Raw genomic sequence first — 15863 nt, 5'->3', positions numbered from 1 at the left:
ACGCAGGTTATCCACAAGCGGTTCCACAGAGATTGGGGGTAAGGCGCCCACACCTTGATGACGGCGTGATGACACGTCTCGGTCGCCGCTATGGTGGGGCCGGCCGGCGACAACCCGATCGCGTTGACCCGCCTGGCCGGTGGCCCCGTCCAGTGGCTGGGCAAAAAATGAACAGTCGCTTGCAGCGCCCGGTTTCTATGGCCTGTAGCCGCTTGCGCTCAGGTTATCCACAGGCGGCTCCACAGTCCGTGTGGGTAAGGGCCCAGATTTCAGTGACAACCTGATGACGTCCACACCCGCTGTGCGCTGTGATGGAGGATGCCGTGGCGACGGGCCAGGGCCTGGCGATCCTTGCTGTAGCCGCCGCCGATCACCCCGAGCACCGGGATGTCGCGGCCCAGGCAATGGCGCATCACCTGTTCGTCGCGGGCGGCAACGCCCTGGTCGGTGAGCTTGAGGTAGCCCAGGGCATCGTCGCGGTGCACGTCCACGCCGGCGTCGTACAGCACCAGGTCGGGCTGGTACAGCGGCAGCAGGTAATTGAGGGCGTCGTCCACCACCTTCAGGTAGTCGGCGTCGCCCATGCCCATCGGCAAGGGGATGTCCCAGTCGCTGGTGGCCTTGCGTGCGGGAAAATTCTTCTCGCAGTGCAGCGAGACGGTCACGGCGTCCGGGGTATGTTCGAGAATCCGCGCGGTGCCGTCGCCCTGGTGCACGTCGCAGTCGAAGATCAGCACCCGGCCGACCCGACCGGCCGCCAGCAGGTAATGGCTGATCACCGCCAGGTCGTTGAAGATGCAGAAGCCCGCCGGGTGATCGTAGTGGGCGTGATGGGTGCCGCCGGCCAGATGGCAGGCCAGGCCATGTTCCAGGGCCTGTTCGGCGGCCAGCAGCGAGCCGCCGACCGCGCGCACGGTGCGCCGGGCCAGGGCTTCGCTCCAGGGCAGGCCGAGGCGCCGTTGGTCTTCGCGCGACAACTCGCCGGCCATGTAGCGTTCGATATACCCAGGGTCGTGGGCCAGGGCGAGAATCTCTGCCGGGCACAGTTGCGGGCGCAGCAGGTCGGCATCGCGGGTCAGGCCGCTGTCCACCAGGTGATCGCGCAGCAGGCGGAACTTGTCCATGGGAAAGCGGTGTTCCGGCGGAAACTCGGGGCTGTAGTCGTCGTGATAGATCAGCGGCAGTGGCATGGCATTTTCATGTAGGAATCCGAAAAGGATCCTACCAGCGATGTAGACTGGCCCGCATGGAAATGGAGGGGACAATGGAGCCGATACTGCAACTCGAGAGTGCTCGACTGCTGATGCGCCAGTGGCGCGACGAGGATTTGCCGGCGTTCGCGGCGATGTGCGCTGATCCGCAGGTCATGCGTTACTTTCCGGCCCCCTTGAGCCGGCTGGAAAGCGCGGCGCTGATCGGCCGGATCCGCGGGCATTTCGCCGAGCATGGCTTTGGCTTGTGGGCGCTGGAGCGCAAGGACACCGGGGCCTTCATCGGCTTTACCGGGCTGGGCGTGGTGGGCTTCGAAGCGCCTTTCACTCCCGCGGTGGAAATCGGCTGGCGCCTGGCGCGCGAGCACTGGGGCCTGGGGTATGCCAGCGAGGCGGCCTGGACCGCCCTGCGTTGCGGTTTCGACCGCCTGGCGCTGCAGGAGATCGTCGCCTTCACCACCGAAGGCAACCTGCCGTCGCAGAAAGTCATGCAGGCCATCGGCATGCACCATCACCCGGATGACGATTTTGCGCACCCGAAGCTCGGCAGCGAGCATCCGCTGCGTCATCATGTGCTGTATCGCATCAACCGCGAACAATGGTTGGAAACCTTGCATGGATAGCAGGCCGGGGCATCTGGAATGTGCCCGTTGTGCGTGAACCCGATTGAATTGACCGTGGCAGCCACGACTGCGCGGCATTGCTCTGTGTGAGGAGAGTCTGAATGAGCCATGTGTTGGATGATCTGGTCGACCTGTTGACCCTGGAACCGATCGAGGAAAACCTGTTTCGCGGTCGCAGCCAGGACCTGGGCTTTCGCCAGCTGTTCGGCGGCCAGGTGCTGGGCCAGTCGCTGTCCGCGGCCAGCCAGACGGTCGAGGAGGCGCGCCATGTGCATTCGCTGCACGGGTATTTCCTGCGTCCGGGCGACGCCGCGCTGCCGGTGGTATACCAGGTCGACCGGGTGCGCGACGGCGGCAGTTTCAGCACCCGCCGGGTGACGGCGATCCAGAAGGGCAATCCGATCTTCACCTGCAGCGCTTCGTTCCAGTACGACGAGGCAGGCTTCGAGCACCAGAACACCATGCCCCAGGTGGTCGGCCCGGAAAACCTGCCCTCGGAGCTGGAGCTCACCCAGCAGCGCGCGCACCTGATCCCTGAGCACATGCGCGAAAAACTGCTGTGCCCCAAGCCCATCGAAGTGCGCCCGGTGACCGAGAAAGACCCCTACAACCCGCAGCCGGCGGACCCGATCAAATACGTCTGGTTCCGCGCCGATGGCGAGCTGCCGGACCTTCCCGCGCTGCACAAGTACCTGCTGGCCTACGCCTCGGACTTCGGCCTGCTGACCACCTCGATGCTGCCGCATGGCAAGTCGGTGTGGCAGAAGGACATGCAGGTCGCCAGCCTCGACCACGCGCTGTGGTTCCATGCCGACCTGCGCGCCGACGACTGGCTGCTGTACGCCATGGACAGCCCGTGGGCCGGCAATTCCCGCGGCTTCTCCCGCGGCAGTGTGTTCAACCGCGCTGGCCAACTGGTGGCGTCGGTGACCCAGGAAGGCCTGATCCGCCATCGCAAGGACTGGGCATGAGCCTGGCCGAGGTTCGTCACTGGGTGTTCGACATGGACGGCACCCTGACGGTGGCCGTGCATGATTTCGCGGCCATCCGCGTGGCGCTGGCGATCCCGCCGGAGCACGACATCCTGACCCACCTGGCAGCCTTGCCCGCCGACGAGGCCGCGGCGAAACACGCCTGGCTGCTCGAGCACGAACGCGACCTGGCCCTGGGCTCGCGCCCGGCGCCGGGGGCGGTGGAGCTGGTGCGCGAGCTGGCGGCGCGCGGCTATCGCCTGGGGATCCTGACCCGCAACGCGCGGGAGCTGGCCCACATCACCCTGGAGGCCATCGGCCTGGCCGACTGTTTCGCCGTCGAGGACGTCCTGGGCCGCGACGAAGCGCCGCCCAAGCCGCACCCCGGCGGTTTGCTGAAGCTGGCCGCCGCCTGGGATGTGTCGCCTGGCGAGATGGTCATGGTCGGCGACTACCGCTTCGACCTCGACTGCGGGCGAGCGGCGGGCACCCACACCGTGCTGGTGAACCTGCCGGACAACCCCTGGCCGGAGCTGACCGACTGGCACGCCGAGAATTGCAGCGTGCTGCGGCAGATGGTCCTGGCCTGAACCCCATCGCGGGCAAGCCGCGCTCCTACAGAAGCATGCGTTCTTCTGTGTAGGAGCGAGGCTTGCCCGCGATAGCGTTTGTCCTGGCGACCTCCCCGTTACTGACCGAACAACGCCTTCTGCCCCTCGGGTGAGGTGAACATCTTGTCGCCGTCATGCCCGACCCCGGGTACTTCGACCAGTCGCTGCTGCAGCCCCTGGGGATGGCGCTGTTTCAGGTAGTCGAAGAAGTTGTGGCCGCGCACCAGGCGGTAGGCGCCCTGTGCCTCGGCGGCGCAGCTGGTGTCCAGCGCCGGGTGATGGGGATCGGTGTCCTGCGGCCCAGCAGGTAGGTGATATCGCGCTTGATGTAGGTCTGTTCCAGCTGCTGCGCGGTCTGCCCGGCGGCATAGGCGGGCAGCTTGAGCAGGCCGTACTTCCAGTCGTTGAAGCCAGGGCAGGTCCCGGCATCGACCTTCACCGGGCGGTGCTCGTCGAAGTAGGCATAAGACGATGGGTTGGCGATCACATAACGCAGCTTGATGCCGTCATCCTCCAGGCCCGGATGGTGCTGGCCGAGCAGCGCGAATCGCTGCACTACTTGGGCCCCGCCGGAATGGCCGGCGATAACGATCTCGGTCAGGGACGGAAACTGCTGGCGATCGCTGAGCCGGGTGATGATCGCGTCCAGCGCCGCATAGGAGCTGACCGGCCCGGGCCCGCGGGAGGGCTCGCCGGCCATCCAGGCGTTGCCCTGCCAGCGCAGCAGCGAATCGGGCGAGGGGTGACGCTCGATATCGTCCTGGTTGAGAAACTGCGGCGCGATCACCAGGGTGGTCGCGCTCTGTCCCGCCTGGCTGGCGGCCTGTTCGGCGCTGTGCAGGTAGGTCTGGGCATTGCGCAAGCGCCCATGGACGATGATCAGCGCGCGCTGGACGTCGGGGAGCGGTCGTTGCCAGTCCTGGCTCAGGCCGACGGCCAGTTCGTTGTTGCCCATGCCCAGCCGTGCGGGGCTGAGCGTCTTGACGGCATGTTCCATTGCCTGTGTACCGATGCTGATCATCCCTAGCGCAAGCGCAACCAGCAGGGGTACCCGGCGCATTACAGGCTCTTCGCCGCGAAGGTGTCGCACTGGGCGACCTGGCCCTGGCTGAAGCCAGCCTTGAACCAGCGCACCCGCTGCGCCGAGGTGCCATGGGTGAAGGAGTCCGGCACCACGCGGCCCTGGCCTTGCTGTTGCAGGCGGTCGTCGCCGATGGCGTTGGCGGCGTTCAGGGCTTCTTCGATATCCCCCGGCTCCAGCCAGTTCAGGCGTTTCTGCGCATGGTTGGCCCAGACCCCGGCCAGGCAGTCGGCTTGCAGTTCCTGGCGCACCAGCAGGCCGCCGTCGCCTTCCATCTGCCGGCCCTGCTGGCGGGCCGCCTGGATTTTTGCCGAGACGCCGAGCAGGGTTTGCACGTGGTGGCCGATCTCATGGGCGATCACATAGGCCTGGGCGAAGTCGCCGGCGGCCGAGAAGCGCTGGTCCATTTCACGGAAGAAATCCATGTCCAGGTACACCTGCTGGTCGGCCGGGCAATAGAACGGGCCGGTGGCGGAAGTCGCCGAGCCGCAGGCGGAGTTGACCCGGCCGCGGAACAGGATGAGCTTGGGTTGCTGGTAGGTGCGCCCGGCCTGCTGGAAGACCTGGCCCCAGGTGTCTTCGGTGTCGCCGAGGATGGAGCGTACGAACTCCGCCTGTTCGTCGTTGGCCGGTGGTGCCTGGCGGGTCTGCGGAGTCGCGGGCGCCGAGGACTGGTCCATCTGCCCGGCAAGCTGCCCGAGGATTTGCAACGGGTCCTGGCCGGTGACCCAGCCGATGCCGACGATCAGGATAATGGCCGTCAGGCTCAGGCCCTTGCCGCCGCCAAAGCGCAGGCCGCCACCGCCGCCTCCGCTGTCGTCGCGAGCATCCACCACGTTGTCGCTGCGCCGCCCTTTCTTCCAAAGCATGGGTGAATCCTCGTTGTATTTTGCTGATCAGTGTTGCTGTTGCACGGGGGCGACGCCAGTCCGGTCGTCAGCCTTTTGCATACACGCTACCATTGCCCCGCAGCCGCATCGATTCTGTTTGCGACACATTCGGGGCCTCCTTTGAACATCGATACCCGCATCAAATTCCGTCACCTCGTATGTTTTCTTGAAATGGCCCGCCAGGGCAGCCTGGCGCGGGCGGCGGATGCCCTGGCGGTGAGCCAGCCGGCGATGTCCAAGACCCTCAAGGAACTGGAGGAATTGCTCGACACCCGGCTGTTCGCCCGGAGCAAGTCCGGGCTCAGCCTGACCGAGGCCGGCCTGGCGTTCCTGCGTTACGCCGGGCCGTCGGTGCAGGCGCTGCGCGAGGGGGTGAACAGCTTGCGTGGCGGTGAATATGCCGGTGGTGTGGTGCGCCTGGGCGTGCTGTCGACCGCCGAAAGCCTGCTGTTGCCGGAAGTGGTGCGGCGCCTGCATGAACGGCACTCGGCCCTGGTGGTGAGCGTGGTCACCGGCCCCAGTGCCTACCTGCTGTCGCAACTGCGGGTCGGCGACGTCGACCTGGTGATCGGTCGCATGACCGACAGCCCGCAGATCCAGGGCCTGAGTTTCGAGCATCTGTACAGCGAGTCCATGACCCTGGTGGCGCGTCCCGAGCATCCGTTGCTGCAAGGGCCGCTGGAGCGCGATGCGTTGCAACGCTATCCGCTGGTGCTGCCGCTGGCCGGCACGACCATTCGCAAGTTCGCCGACAGCCTGTTCGTGCAGTGCGGCATCAACCCGTCGCGCCAGCGCCTGGAAACCCTGTCGGTGGCCCTGAGCCGGCGTTATGCGCTGTCCAGCGATGCGCTGTGGATCGCGCCCCTGGACGCGGTGCGCCTGGACCTGGCCAACGGCGAGTTGCGCGAAATCGACCTCGGCCAGCACGAGCCGGGCGGCTCGGTGGGCATCTCCAGCAATGCCAGCCTGCCGCTGTCGCTGGCGGCGCAATGGTGCGTCGAAGTGCTGCGGGAAGTCGGGCAGGCCTATCGTGAAGGGCGCTATCCATAACCATTCGGTTATGGGTGGAAGGCGGCTTTTCAATATTCGTCGAGCGCCTTTTGTTTGAAACTGCGCGGGCTGCGCTCCATAAAATCAAACAACAGGAGACCGACATGTCTGATGCAGACAGCAGTCGCTTCGTGATCCGTGACCGTAATTGGCACCCCAAGGCCCTGACCCCCGACTACAAGACCTCCGTGACCCGTTCGCCGCGCCAGGCGCTGGTGAGCATCCCGCAGTCGGTGAGCGAAACCGGCGGCCCGGACTTTTCCCATCTGAAATTCGGGCGTTTCGACAACGACCTGTTGCTCAACTTCAACAATGGCGGCTTGCCGGTGGGCGAGCGGATCGTCCTCGCCGGCCGGGTCTGCGACCAGTACGGCAAGCCGATCCCCCACACCCTGGTGGAAATCTGGCAAGCCAACGCCGGCGGCCGCTACCGGCACAAGAACGACCGCTACCTGGCGCCCCTGGACCCGAACTTCGGTGGCGTCGGCCGGGCCCTGACCGATCGCGATGGCTACTACAGCTTCCGCACCATCAAGCCCGGCCCCTACCCGTGGCGCAACGGTCCGAACGACTGGCGTCCGGCGCATATCCACGTCTCCATCAGCGGGCCCTCGATCGCCGCGCGCTTGATCACCCAGCTGTATTTCGAAGGCGATCCGCTGATTCCGCTGTGCCCGATCGTCAAGTCGATCGCCAACCCGGAGGCGGTGCAAAGCCTGATCGCCCGCCTGGACATGAGCCACGCGAACCCGATGGACTGCCTGGCCTATCGCTTCGACATCGTGTTGCGCGGCCAGCGCAAGACCCATTTCGAGAATTGCTGAGGAGCCTGCCATGCCTATCCAATTGCTGCCCGAAACCCCTTCGCAAACGGCCGGCCCCTATGTGCACATCGGCCTGGCGCTGGCCGCCGCCGGCAACCCGACGCGCGACGACGAGATCTGGAACCGGATGGCCGGGCCCGATGCCCAGGGGGAGAAGATCCTGCTGATCGGCCACGTGTATGACGGCAACGGCCACCTGGTGCGCGACTCGTTCCTGGAGTTCTGGCAGGCCGACCACCAGGGGGTCTACGACCCGGTGTTCGACTCGGAGAAAGCCTTCAACAGCTTCGGCCGCACGGCCACCACCTTCGATGCCGGCGAGTGGACACTGCACACCGTCAAGCCGGGCGTGGTGAAGAATGCCGCCGGGGTGCCGATGGCGCCGCACATCAACGTGGCGCTGTTCGCCCGGGGGATCAATATCCATCTGCACACCCGCCTGTATTTCGCCGACGAGGCCGAGGCCAACGCCGCTTGCCCGGTGCTGAACCTGATCGAGCAACCGCAGCGTCGGGAAACCCTGCTGGCGCAGCCCTGCGAAGTGAACGGGCAGCGGGCGTACCGCTTCGATATCCGCATCCAGGGGGAAGGGGAGACGGTGTTCTTCGATTTCTGATCTGTCCGCTATAGCCGCTCTGCGGGGTTGGCCTGGCAATCCGCAGTGATAGGTTTGGTGTCTCCTGCGGAGCCGATCGCAGCCTCGCGGGGCTCGGCTGCGGCTACATCGATCGTGTGAGGCCTTGGCTACGGGCAACATGCAATCCCTGTAGCCGCTGCCGAGCCCTGGCGAGTCTGCGACAAGGCCCGCAGGGCCTTCAAGCGATCTCAAGCACCACGCCTTCCTTGAGGCGGATCCTCGTCTTATTCGTAGGCCCCGGCCCCGGCAATATGGCGACCGGCGATGTAGCCGAAGGTCAGCGCCGGCCCCAGGTTGATGCCACCGGCGGGGTAGTGGCCGCGCATGATGCTGGCCATGTCACCGCCGGCGGCGTACAGGCCGGCGATGGCCTGGCCCCGGTCGTCGAGGACCTGGGCGTGCCGGTTGACCTTGAGCCCGGCGAAGGTGCCGAAACAGCCCGGCTGGACTTTCACCGCATAGAACGGCCCCTGCTCGATGGGCGCCACGCACGGGTTGGGTTGCTGGCGCGGGTCGCCCTGCTTGCGGTTATAGAGCGTCGAGCCGCGGCCGAACTGCGGGTCCAGGCCTTGTCGGGCATGCCTGTTGTAGTCCGCCAGGGTGGCGCGCAGGCCATCGGCGTCGATACCGCAGGCCCGGGCCAGTTCCTCCGGGCTGTCGCCGCGCTTCAGGTAGCCGCTGCGGACAAAGGGCGCCAGCGGCACCGGGAAGGGCCGGGAAATGCCCAGGCCATAGCGGCGCTGGAAGCTGTGGCTGCAGATCAGCCACGACGCCACTTCTTCGCCTTCGGGGACGGCCGCGACCATCGCCCGCACATAGTCGTAGTAGCCATCGGCTTCGTTGACGAAACGCTGGCCGTTGCGCAGGACCCCGATGATCCCCGGTTTGCCGCGTTCGATGATGTGCGGAAAATGCCCGCGGCTGCCGTCCTTGTAGGGCACGGCCGATACCGGGGCCCAGGCCACGGGCGACGCCAGGTCGGTATCGACCTGGGCGCCGACGCTTTCTCCCAGGCGCAAGCCGTCGCCCGCCACCGCCAGCGGCGGCAGGGCCAGGTGCTCGTGGCCGGTGGGCGTGCGTGGGAACAGCGCCTTGCGCCGCTCGATATCGTTGGCAAAGCCGCCCGCGGCGAGCACCACCGCCTTGCACGCATGGATACGCACAGGGCCGCGAGTGGCGGTATTGACCACGGCCCCCGTCACCGCGTCGCCGTCGCGCAGCAGTGCGTTGACGGGCGCCGACTCCCAGAGCTGCACGCCAAGGTCGTCCGCCGACTTGGCCAGGCGCGCCACCAGCGCCACGCCATTGACCAGTTGCAGGGCGCGGCGGTGGGTGAGGAGGTCGCGCAGGTGGCGGCCGAAGCGCTTGCTCACATGCCAGGCCGCCGCTGGCGAGCGACTGAGGTTGAGGAAGGCCGCGAGGTCGGCGCCGGCCATGATCGGCATGCCCATGAACGCGGTCTCGCGCATTGTCCGGCGCAGGCGCTTGAGCAGCGCGCCGACTTCGCGCCCATCGTAGGGCGCGGCGATCACCGAGCGTCCACCGGTGCCGGCGCCCGGGGTGTCGCCGTGGATATCGGCGATGGCGTTGCCGTCGGCGAACTGCAAGGCGGTGTGGCGCTCGAAGAACGACACCATGCGCGGGCCCGCTTCGAGGAAGGCGTCGATCAGCTCCGGCTGGTAGCGTTCGCCCAGTTCGTGCTTCAGGTAGGTACGTGGCAACTCCACGTCTTCGACAATGCCGGCGCGGCGCGCCAGCGGGTTGCACGGCACCCAGGCCCAGCCGCCGGACCAGGCGGTGGCGCCACCGAACACCGGGTCTTTCTCCACCACTATGACGTCCAGGCCGTGCCAGGCAGCGGTCACGGCCGCCGAAAGGCCGGCCGCGCCGGAACCGACGACCAGTACGTCGCAATGGATGTCGAGGTGCTGCGGGGAAGGGGTGGCAGGCATTGAAGAAGCGACTCCGCGAAACGAATGTTGTTATTTTTGGAACTTGATTCCAAAAAAATATACGGAGTCGGATAATCTGCGGCAAGGCGGCGCCGGGTTCATTCGCGGCCCGCCCGGTTTTTTATGGGCGGTTATCGAACGAGGCCGCGGTGTGTTTCCCCTTGCGCCGGTTGTCACTAGAATCGGCCAAATTTCGTCTGGACCCGATCATGGCCGGCAGTCAAATCGAGCGCGTCTTCAGCGTTCTGGAAAGTCTTACCAGCGACCCTCGCGGCCTGCCGATGCAGACCCTGGCCGAGCAGCTGGACATCCCCAAGAGCGCCACCCACCGGCTGCTCGCCGAGCTGATCCGCCTGGGCTACGTGCGGCAGAATCCGGACACCCTGCGCTATCAGCTGTCGACGCGGCTGGTGGCCATGGGCTTTCGCTACCTTTCCAGCTGCGGTGCCGATATCGTCCAGCCGGTGCTCGACCGCCTGGCCCGGGAGACCGGCGAGCTGGTGCGCCTCGGGGTCATCGAGGACGAGCGCCAGACCTGGATCGCCAAGTCCCAGGGGGCCCGTTCCGGCTTGCGCTACGACCCCGACATGGGGCGCGAGGCGCCGCTGTTCTACACCGCTTCCGGGCATGCCTGGCTGGCCTGCCTGAGCGACGCCGAGGCCTTGTCGCTGGTCGAGCGCCAGGCCGCGCCGATGCCTGCGGACCTGGGGCCGAATGCGCCGCGCTCGAACATCGAGCTGCTCGAACGCCTGCGCCTGGCGCGGGAGCAGGGTTATGCCTGGGTCGAGGAAAGTTCGGCGGTGGGCACCTCGGCGGTGGCCGCGGTGGTGCGTCACCCGATCGATGGCCGGGTGGTCGGGGTGCTGAGCATCGCCGGCCCGAGCGCGCGCATGCCGCTGGCGCGCCTGCATGAACTGGCGCCGCTGCTGCTGAAATTCGCCGACGAGCTCTCGGCCGCCAGCCAGGCGTCCGAGCTTTTCAGCTGAGCCCACATCCCTTTTCCGTAGGAGCGAGGCTTGCCCGCGATCGGGGCCGCGAGGCATGGCCGAAGATTCGTGTCGTGCCTATCGCGGGCAAGCCTCGCTCCTACGGGTCTGTGGTTTTCTAAAGTTGTGCGCTGATCGGACACTATTTTTCCTGGCGCTTGTGTGAAAGTGGAACCGAGTTCTAAATATTCGGGTTCCCATGACAATCACAAGAGGACTTCGCCTTGGACTCGCCTTTGCGCATTGCCCTGATCGGCGTTGGCAATATGGGCCAGCAGCATTACCAGCACCTCAAGACGCTGAGCGAGGTCAGGCTCTGTGCCGTGGCCGATCCCGCCCCGCAAGCCGCCGGCATGGCCGGGCAATGGGGCGTGCCCCATTACCCTGACCACCGAAGGATGCTGGAGCAGGTCCGTCCCGACGCGGCGATAGTCGCCAACCCCAACAACCTGCATGTCGCCACTGCCCTGGATTGCCTGGCGGCCGGGGTGCCGGTGCTGCTGGAAAAGCCGGTCGGTGTCCACCTGGACGAAGTACGTGAGCTGGCCGCCGCGGTGCAAAGCTCCGGCATCCCGGTGCTGGTGGGGCATCACCGGCGCCACAACCCGCTGATCGTCCGGGCCCGCGAGCTGATCCAGGGCGGCGCGCTGGGGCGCTTGACCACGGTCACCGCGCTCTGGCAATTGCACAAGCCCGACAGCTATTTCGAGATCCCCTGGCGCCGCGAACCCGGGGCCGGGATGCTGCTGACCAACCTGATCCACGACCTCGACCTGCTGCGCCATCTGTGTGGTGAGGTGCAGCAGGTGCAGGCCATCACCAGCAATGCGGTACGCGGTTTCGCCAACGAGGACTGTGCCGCCGTGCTGCTGCAATTCGCCAACGGTGCCCTGGGCAGCCTGACCGGCTCCGACGCCGTGGCCGCGCCCTGGAGCTGGGAGCTGGCGTCGGGCGAGAACCCGGTGTATCCGCAGCAGGCCGATCAACCGTGCTACCTGCTGGCCGGCACCGGCGGGGCCCTGAGCATTCCGCAACTCAAGCGCTGGCGCTACGCCGAGGGCAGCGAGGGCTGGCACCAGCCGTTGCTTGCGGTCGAGGAAAGCTGCGCCGCCGCCGAAGCCCTGTGCCTGCAATTGCGGCATTTCGTCAAAGTGGCGCGGCGCGAGGTCGAGCCGCTGGTCGGCGTGGCCGATGCCGCTCGCACCCTGGCGCTGCTCGAGGCGATCCGCGAAGCCGCCGCGACCGGTCGGGGCTGTGCCCCGGCCACGATCGAGGGATGAGCATGGACGAACGGATTCTGTCCCTGGCCAGCCTCACGGTGCTGGAAGTTTCGCCGCCAGAGATGGTCGAGATCGCGGCCCGGGCCGGCTACAGCCATGTCGGTTTGCGCCTGGTGCCGGCGACCCCGCAGGAGCATCACTTTGCCCTGGTGGCCGATGCCGCTTTGCGCCGCCAGACCCTGAGCCGCCTGCGTGACACCGGCGTCGGGGTGCTGGACGTGGAGATCCTGCGGCTCGAGCCGCACACCCGGGTGGCGGATTTCGAGGCGGTGCTGGCGGTCGGCGCCGAGTTTGGCGCCAGCGAATTGCTGGTGGCCGGCAACGACCCCGACGAAGCGCGTATGACCGAGCGCTTTGCCGAACTCTGCGACCTGGCGTCGATCTACGGATTGCACCCACACCTGGAGTTCATGCCCTGGACCGATGCCCGGGATCTGCAACAGGCGGTGCGGGTCGTGGAGAACGCCGGTCGCGACAATGCCGGGGTGCTGGTGGACGCGTTTCACTTCAATCGTTCGGCCTCGCGGCTGGAGGATCTGGCGCGGGTCGCACCGTCGCGGCTGCGCTATGCCCAGCTGTGCGATGTGGCCGGCCCGCGCCCGGACGACATGCAGGAGATCCTGCGCCAGGCGCGCAACGAGCGGCGTTTTCCCGGGGACGGCGATTGCGACCTGGCGGGGCTCTTGCATTGTCTGCCGGCCAACCTGCCGTTGAGCCTGGAGATTCCCACGGTGCACTTGCTCGAACAGGGCGTCGGCGCCCTGGAGCGGGCGCAGATGGCCCTGGACAAGACTCGGGCGTTGTTGGCTCGGATTGATTGATAGCCCCGGGCGGCCCTATCGCGGGCAAGCCTCGCTCCTACAAAAGCACGCCGCTTGTCTGTAGGAGCGAGACTTGCCCGCGAAGCTGTTTCTACACACACACCTACCTTGAGAGACCTCGCGGATGACCCTCGGCACACCCCTATCCGGTGTCAATCAGCCCTTCAAGGGCATCTTGCTGGTCGTCGTCGCGACCTTCCTGTTCGCTAGCCACGACGCCTTGTCCAAGTACCTCTCGGGGTTCTACCCGGTGATGATGGTGGTCTGGGCCCGCTACCTGGTCCATACCCTGCTGATGGCCGGGATCTTCCTGCCGCAATCGGGCCTGGGAGTATTGCGCACGCGGCGGCCTTTGCTGCAGGTGGCGCGGGCCTTGTGCCTGCTCAGCACCAGCCTGCTGTTCACCTCGGCGCTGCTGTTCATCCCGCTGGCCGAGGCGACCGCGGTCAACTTCCTGGCCCCGGTATTGGTCACCGCGCTGTCGGTGCCGCTGCTGGGCGAGCGCGTCACCAGGGGCCAGTGGCTGGCGGTGATCTGCGGCTTTGCCGGGGTGCTGATCATCGTCCATCCGGGGGGCGAGTTGTTTACCCCGGCGGTGCTCCTGCCGTTCTGCTCGGCGCTGTTTTTCTGCTTTTACCAACTGCTGACGCGCAAGCTCGCCGAGCATGACAGCCCGACCACCAGCAATTTCTTCGCCGGCTTGTGCAACACCCTGGTGATGAGTGCCCTGGTGCCGTTCTTCTGGCAGGTGCCGGGCTTTTTCCACGGCCTGCTGATGCTGGCCCTGGGCGCCTGTGGCATGACCGCCCACCTGTTCCTGACCCAGGCGTTCCGTCACGCGGCGCCGGCCCTGCTGGCGCCGTTCGGTTATTGCCAGATTGTCTTTGCCGGGCTGCTGGGCTGGTTGTTGTTCAGCCATGCGCCACAGCCGATCACCCAGGTGGGTATCGCGGTGATCTGCCTCAGTGGCCTGGCGGCAGCGGCGGCGCTGAGGGGCATTGGACGAGGGGAGCACGCGGGAAAAAAAGCAGGCCCGGAACCGGGCCTGCGAGAGGCAAGCGTCAGTCTTCGATTTGCGGAATCTTGCGCGGGGCCATGAAGTACATCCAGGTCAGGGCGATGAAGTACATCGCCGGGATCAGGGTGAACAGCAGGGTGTAGTTATTGTTGGTGACGGTCAGGATGTGCCCCACCAACTGGGTCATGAACATGCCGCCGATGGCCGCGCACATGCCGCCGAAGCCGAACACGGTGCTCATCATGTGCTTGGGCGTGTAGTCCATCACCAGGCTCCAGATGTTGGCGGTCCAGGCCTGGTGCGCGCCGATGGCCAGGGAGATGGCGAACACCGCCAGCCACAGGTTGCTGGCGCCGGCCGCCATGATCACGCCGACGATGCAGCAGGCGAACAGCAGCATGGACATCAGCCGGGCCTTGATCGGGTTGACCCCGCGGCCGATCAGGAACGACGAGAAAATGCCGCCGCCGACGCTGCCGAAGTCGGCGGTCAGGTAGATGATGATCAGCGGGATGCCCATCTGGGTCACGTTGATGCCCAGGTTGTACTGCTGGTTGAGGAACGGCGGCAGCCAGTACAGGTAGAACCAGAACACCGGCGCGGTGATCGCATAGGCCAGGGCGAAGGCCCAGGTGCCGCGCATGCGCAGGATGCGCGAGAAGGGCACGCGGGTCTGTTCCGGTTCGACTTCCTGCTGGATGTATTCGAGCTCGGACGGTTTGACCGACGGATGATCTTCCGGGTTGAAGTACTTCAGCCCCCAGAACAGCAGCCAGATACCGCCCAGCGCGGCCATGCACAGGAACGCCGCCTGCCAGCCCCAGGCATGCAGGATCAGCGGCAGCAGCATGGGCGTGAACATCGCGCCGACGTTGGTCCCGGCATTGAAGATGCCGGTGGCCACCGCGCGTTCGCCCGCCGGGAACCACAGGCGCGTGGTTTTCACGCAGGCCGGGTAGTTGGCGGCCTCGGTCAGCCCGAGGATGAAGCGGCAGACCATGAAGCCCGCGGCCGAAGTGGCCAGGCCATGGGCGCCGGTGGCCAGGCTCCACAGCAGGACCGCGCAGAAGAACACGCGCTTGACGCCGACCCGGTCGATCAGCCGCCCCTGCAGGACGAAACCGACGGCGTAGCCGACCTGGAACCAGAAGTTGATGTTGGCGTAGTCCATCGCCGTCCAGCTCATTTCCTTGGCCAGGATCGGCTGCATCACCCCCAGGGCGGCGCGGTCGATGTAGTTCAGGGTGGTGGCGAAAAACACCAGGGCGAGCATGCCCCAGCGGGTCTTGCCGACCGCCATGGCGCCGCGGATCTTGTCGCCGATACCGGCGGAGGCGGTGCCGAGGCTCGGGGCCATGCGGGAGCTTTGAGAAGGAATCATGTGGGCCATCCGTTCAATGACTGACGAGGGACAACTCGTCGGGACTCTAGGGCGCGTGATCGAAGACGGGCTGCGGGTGAACTCGATGATCGATCGGCTGAGTGCTGTCGGCGCCACGCATCGGGTGCGGCGGTCGAAAGCGTTCGGGTCAGCGTGCGGGCACGGTATTAGCCCAGGGGCCTTAGTGCGTCCGTCTGAAGATGGCTGTGGCAGGTCTGGCCAGGTGAGCGCCGCAAGGCGGAACAGGCGTGTGAGGCGTTGAATGCAAGCATAAGGATGTACCCGATTTTTGAAATTCTTATGGTGTGTTCTGGGTCTTGGGTCATTGGTGGCGGTGGTTCGGCACCGGCCCAATGTGTTGCCGATGGTGCGCAGCGAGCGAAAAATCGTCAATTCGCCAACCGCCATTCTGTTCGATAATCGCACGAAAAACTAACCAGTTCGTACACTTTAAATGATGGTCTGCAATAATCCGCTCACCCAACCCTGCCTATCCAAAAAAAAGCGTGCGCCTGCCGTCATTACCG

General features: G+C 66.1%; 13 protein-coding genes and 2 pseudogenes. 10 read left to right on the top strand and 5 right to left on the bottom strand.

All coding sequences use genetic code 11. The features are described from left to right. Positions 1 to 269: 269 nt before the first annotated feature. The gene (locus tag TO66_RS27405) at positions 270 to 1190 is read right to left on the bottom strand and encodes a histone deacetylase (RefSeq protein WP_044465213.1); all 921 of its coding nucleotides are present in this window, start codon (positions 1188 to 1190) and stop codon (positions 270 to 272) included. 74 nt (positions 1191 to 1264) lie between these two features. On the opposite strand from TO66_RS27405, the gene TO66_RS27400 reads away from it, so the two are divergent. The 3 genes from TO66_RS27400 (at position 1265) to TO66_RS27390 (ending at position 3395) form a co-directional block, all read left to right on the top strand. Beyond that, positions 1265 to 1834 carry a GNAT family N-acetyltransferase gene (locus TO66_RS27400; RefSeq protein WP_044465212.1) on the top strand — a complete coding sequence of 190 codons (570 nt, stop codon included), beginning with the start codon at positions 1265 to 1267 and terminating at the stop codon, positions 1832 to 1834. Positions 1835 to 1935: 101 nt separating this feature from the next. Beyond that, complete coding sequence (gene tesB / locus TO66_RS27395; protein WP_044465211.1) at positions 1936 to 2805, top strand: acyl-CoA thioesterase II; 870 nt, start codon at positions 1936 to 1938, stop codon at positions 2803 to 2805. Continuing rightward, a complete protein-coding gene (locus TO66_RS27390; protein ID WP_044465210.1) occupies positions 2802 to 3395 on the top strand; it encodes an HAD family hydrolase in 594 nt (197 codons plus the stop codon). The genes tesB and TO66_RS27390 overlap by 4 nt, the downstream gene beginning before the upstream one ends. Positions 3396 to 3493: 98 nt before the next feature. Here the strand turns inward: TO66_RS27390 and TO66_RS27385 are convergent. Then, positions 3494 to 4476 (bottom strand): annotated as a pseudogene (locus tag TO66_RS27385) (alpha/beta hydrolase). After that, positions 4476 to 5366 carry a neutral zinc metallopeptidase gene (locus TO66_RS27380; protein WP_044465209.1) on the bottom strand — a complete coding sequence of 297 codons (891 nt, stop codon included), beginning with the start codon at positions 5364 to 5366 and terminating at the stop codon, positions 4476 to 4478. Before TO66_RS27380 ends, TO66_RS27385 begins: the two are co-directional and overlap by 1 nt. A 141-nt stretch (positions 5367 to 5507) precedes the next feature. Between TO66_RS27380 and pcaQ the strand changes: the two genes are divergently transcribed. The 3 genes from pcaQ (at position 5508) to pcaG (ending at position 7877) form a co-directional block, all read left to right on the top strand. Continuing rightward, a complete protein-coding gene (pcaQ, locus tag TO66_RS27375; RefSeq protein ID WP_044465208.1) occupies positions 5508 to 6437 on the top strand; it encodes a pca operon transcription factor PcaQ in 930 nt (309 codons plus the stop codon). A 104-nt stretch (positions 6438 to 6541) separates the two neighbouring features. After that, a complete protein-coding gene (gene pcaH, locus TO66_RS27370) occupies positions 6542 to 7261 on the top strand; it encodes a protocatechuate 3,4-dioxygenase subunit beta (protein ID WP_044465207.1) in 720 nt (239 codons plus the stop codon). A gap of 10 nt (positions 7262 to 7271) precedes the next feature. Continuing rightward, positions 7272 to 7877 (top strand): protocatechuate 3,4-dioxygenase subunit alpha, encoded by a 606-nt coding sequence (gene pcaG, locus TO66_RS27365; protein ID WP_044465206.1) that lies wholly within the window; start codon positions 7272 to 7274, stop codon positions 7875 to 7877. Positions 7878 to 8122: 245 nt separating this feature from the next. Here the strand turns inward: pcaG and TO66_RS27360 are convergent, their stop codons facing one another. Then, positions 8123 to 9850 (bottom strand): FAD-dependent oxidoreductase, encoded by a 1728-nt coding sequence (locus tag TO66_RS27360; RefSeq protein WP_044465205.1) that lies wholly within the window; start codon positions 9848 to 9850, stop codon positions 8123 to 8125. Between the two features lie 209 nt (positions 9851 to 10059). On the opposite strand from TO66_RS27360, the gene TO66_RS27355 reads away from it, so the two are divergent. The 4 genes and pseudogenes from TO66_RS27355 to TO66_RS27340 form a co-directional block, all read left to right on the top strand. Further along, positions 10060 to 10836 (top strand): IclR family transcriptional regulator, encoded by a 777-nt coding sequence (locus TO66_RS27355; RefSeq protein ID WP_044465204.1) that lies wholly within the window; start codon positions 10060 to 10062, stop codon positions 10834 to 10836. 224 nt (positions 10837 to 11060) lie between these two features. Next, positions 11061 to 12116 (top strand): Gfo/Idh/MocA family protein, encoded by a 1056-nt coding sequence (locus tag TO66_RS27350; RefSeq protein ID WP_044465203.1) that lies wholly within the window; start codon positions 11061 to 11063, stop codon positions 12114 to 12116. A 2-nt stretch (positions 12117 to 12118) separates the two neighbouring features. Beyond that, positions 12119 to 12937, top strand: a complete 819-nt coding sequence (locus TO66_RS27345; protein ID WP_044465202.1) for a sugar phosphate isomerase/epimerase — start codon at positions 12119 to 12121, stop codon at positions 12935 to 12937. Positions 12938 to 13061: 124 nt separating this feature from the next. Then, positions 13062 to 13919: pseudogene (locus TO66_RS27340) on the top strand (DMT family transporter); the annotation flags it as partial. A gap of 79 nt (positions 13920 to 13998) precedes the next feature. On the opposite strand, the gene TO66_RS27335 reads toward TO66_RS27340, so the two are convergent. Then, positions 13999 to 15336: an MFS transporter gene (locus tag TO66_RS27335; RefSeq protein WP_044465201.1), complete on the bottom strand. Its 1338-nt coding sequence runs from the start codon at positions 15334 to 15336 to the stop codon at positions 13999 to 14001. Between the last annotated feature and the right edge of the window lie 527 nt (positions 15337 to 15863).

The organism is Pseudomonas sp. MRSN 12121 (genome assembly GCF_000931465.1).
Lineage (GTDB): Bacteria > Pseudomonadota > Gammaproteobacteria > Pseudomonadales > Pseudomonadaceae > Aquipseudomonas.
This window is presented reverse-complemented; position numbering and strand designations above follow the sequence as displayed.

Bases quoted from the DNA above. Each gene is read 5' to 3' on its own strand.
- TO66_RS27355 (WP_044465204.1), top strand. From the start codon at position 10,060: ATGGCCGGCAGTCAAATCGAGCGCGTCTTCAGCGTTCTGGAAAGTCTT.
- pcaH (WP_044465207.1), top strand. From the start codon at position 6,542: ATGTCTGATGCAGACAGCAGTCGCTTCGTGATCCGTGACCGTAATTGG.
- TO66_RS27390 (WP_044465210.1), top strand. From the start codon at position 2,802: ATGAGCCTGGCCGAGGTTCGTCACTGGGTGTTCGACATGGACGGCACC.
- TO66_RS27380 (WP_044465209.1), bottom strand. From the start codon at position 5,366: ATGCTTTGGAAGAAAGGGCGGCGCAGCGACAACGTGGTGGATGCTCGC.
- tesB (WP_044465211.1), top strand. From the start codon at position 1,936: ATGAGCCATGTGTTGGATGATCTGGTCGACCTGTTGACCCTGGAACCG.
- TO66_RS27335 (WP_044465201.1), bottom strand. From the start codon at position 15,336: ATGATTCCTTCTCAAAGCTCCCGCATGGCCCCGAGCCTCGGCACCGCC.
- TO66_RS27345 (WP_044465202.1), top strand. From the start codon at position 12,119: ATGGACGAACGGATTCTGTCCCTGGCCAGCCTCACGGTGCTGGAAGTT.
- TO66_RS27405 (WP_044465213.1), bottom strand. From the start codon at position 1,190: ATGCCACTGCCGCTGATCTATCACGACGACTACAGCCCCGAGTTTCCG.
- pcaG (WP_044465206.1), top strand. From the start codon at position 7,272: ATGCCTATCCAATTGCTGCCCGAAACCCCTTCGCAAACGGCCGGCCCC.
- TO66_RS27400 (WP_044465212.1), top strand. From the start codon at position 1,265: ATGGAGCCGATACTGCAACTCGAGAGTGCTCGACTGCTGATGCGCCAG.
- TO66_RS27360 (WP_044465205.1), bottom strand. From the start codon at position 9,850: ATGCCTGCCACCCCTTCCCCGCAGCACCTCGACATCCATTGCGACGTA.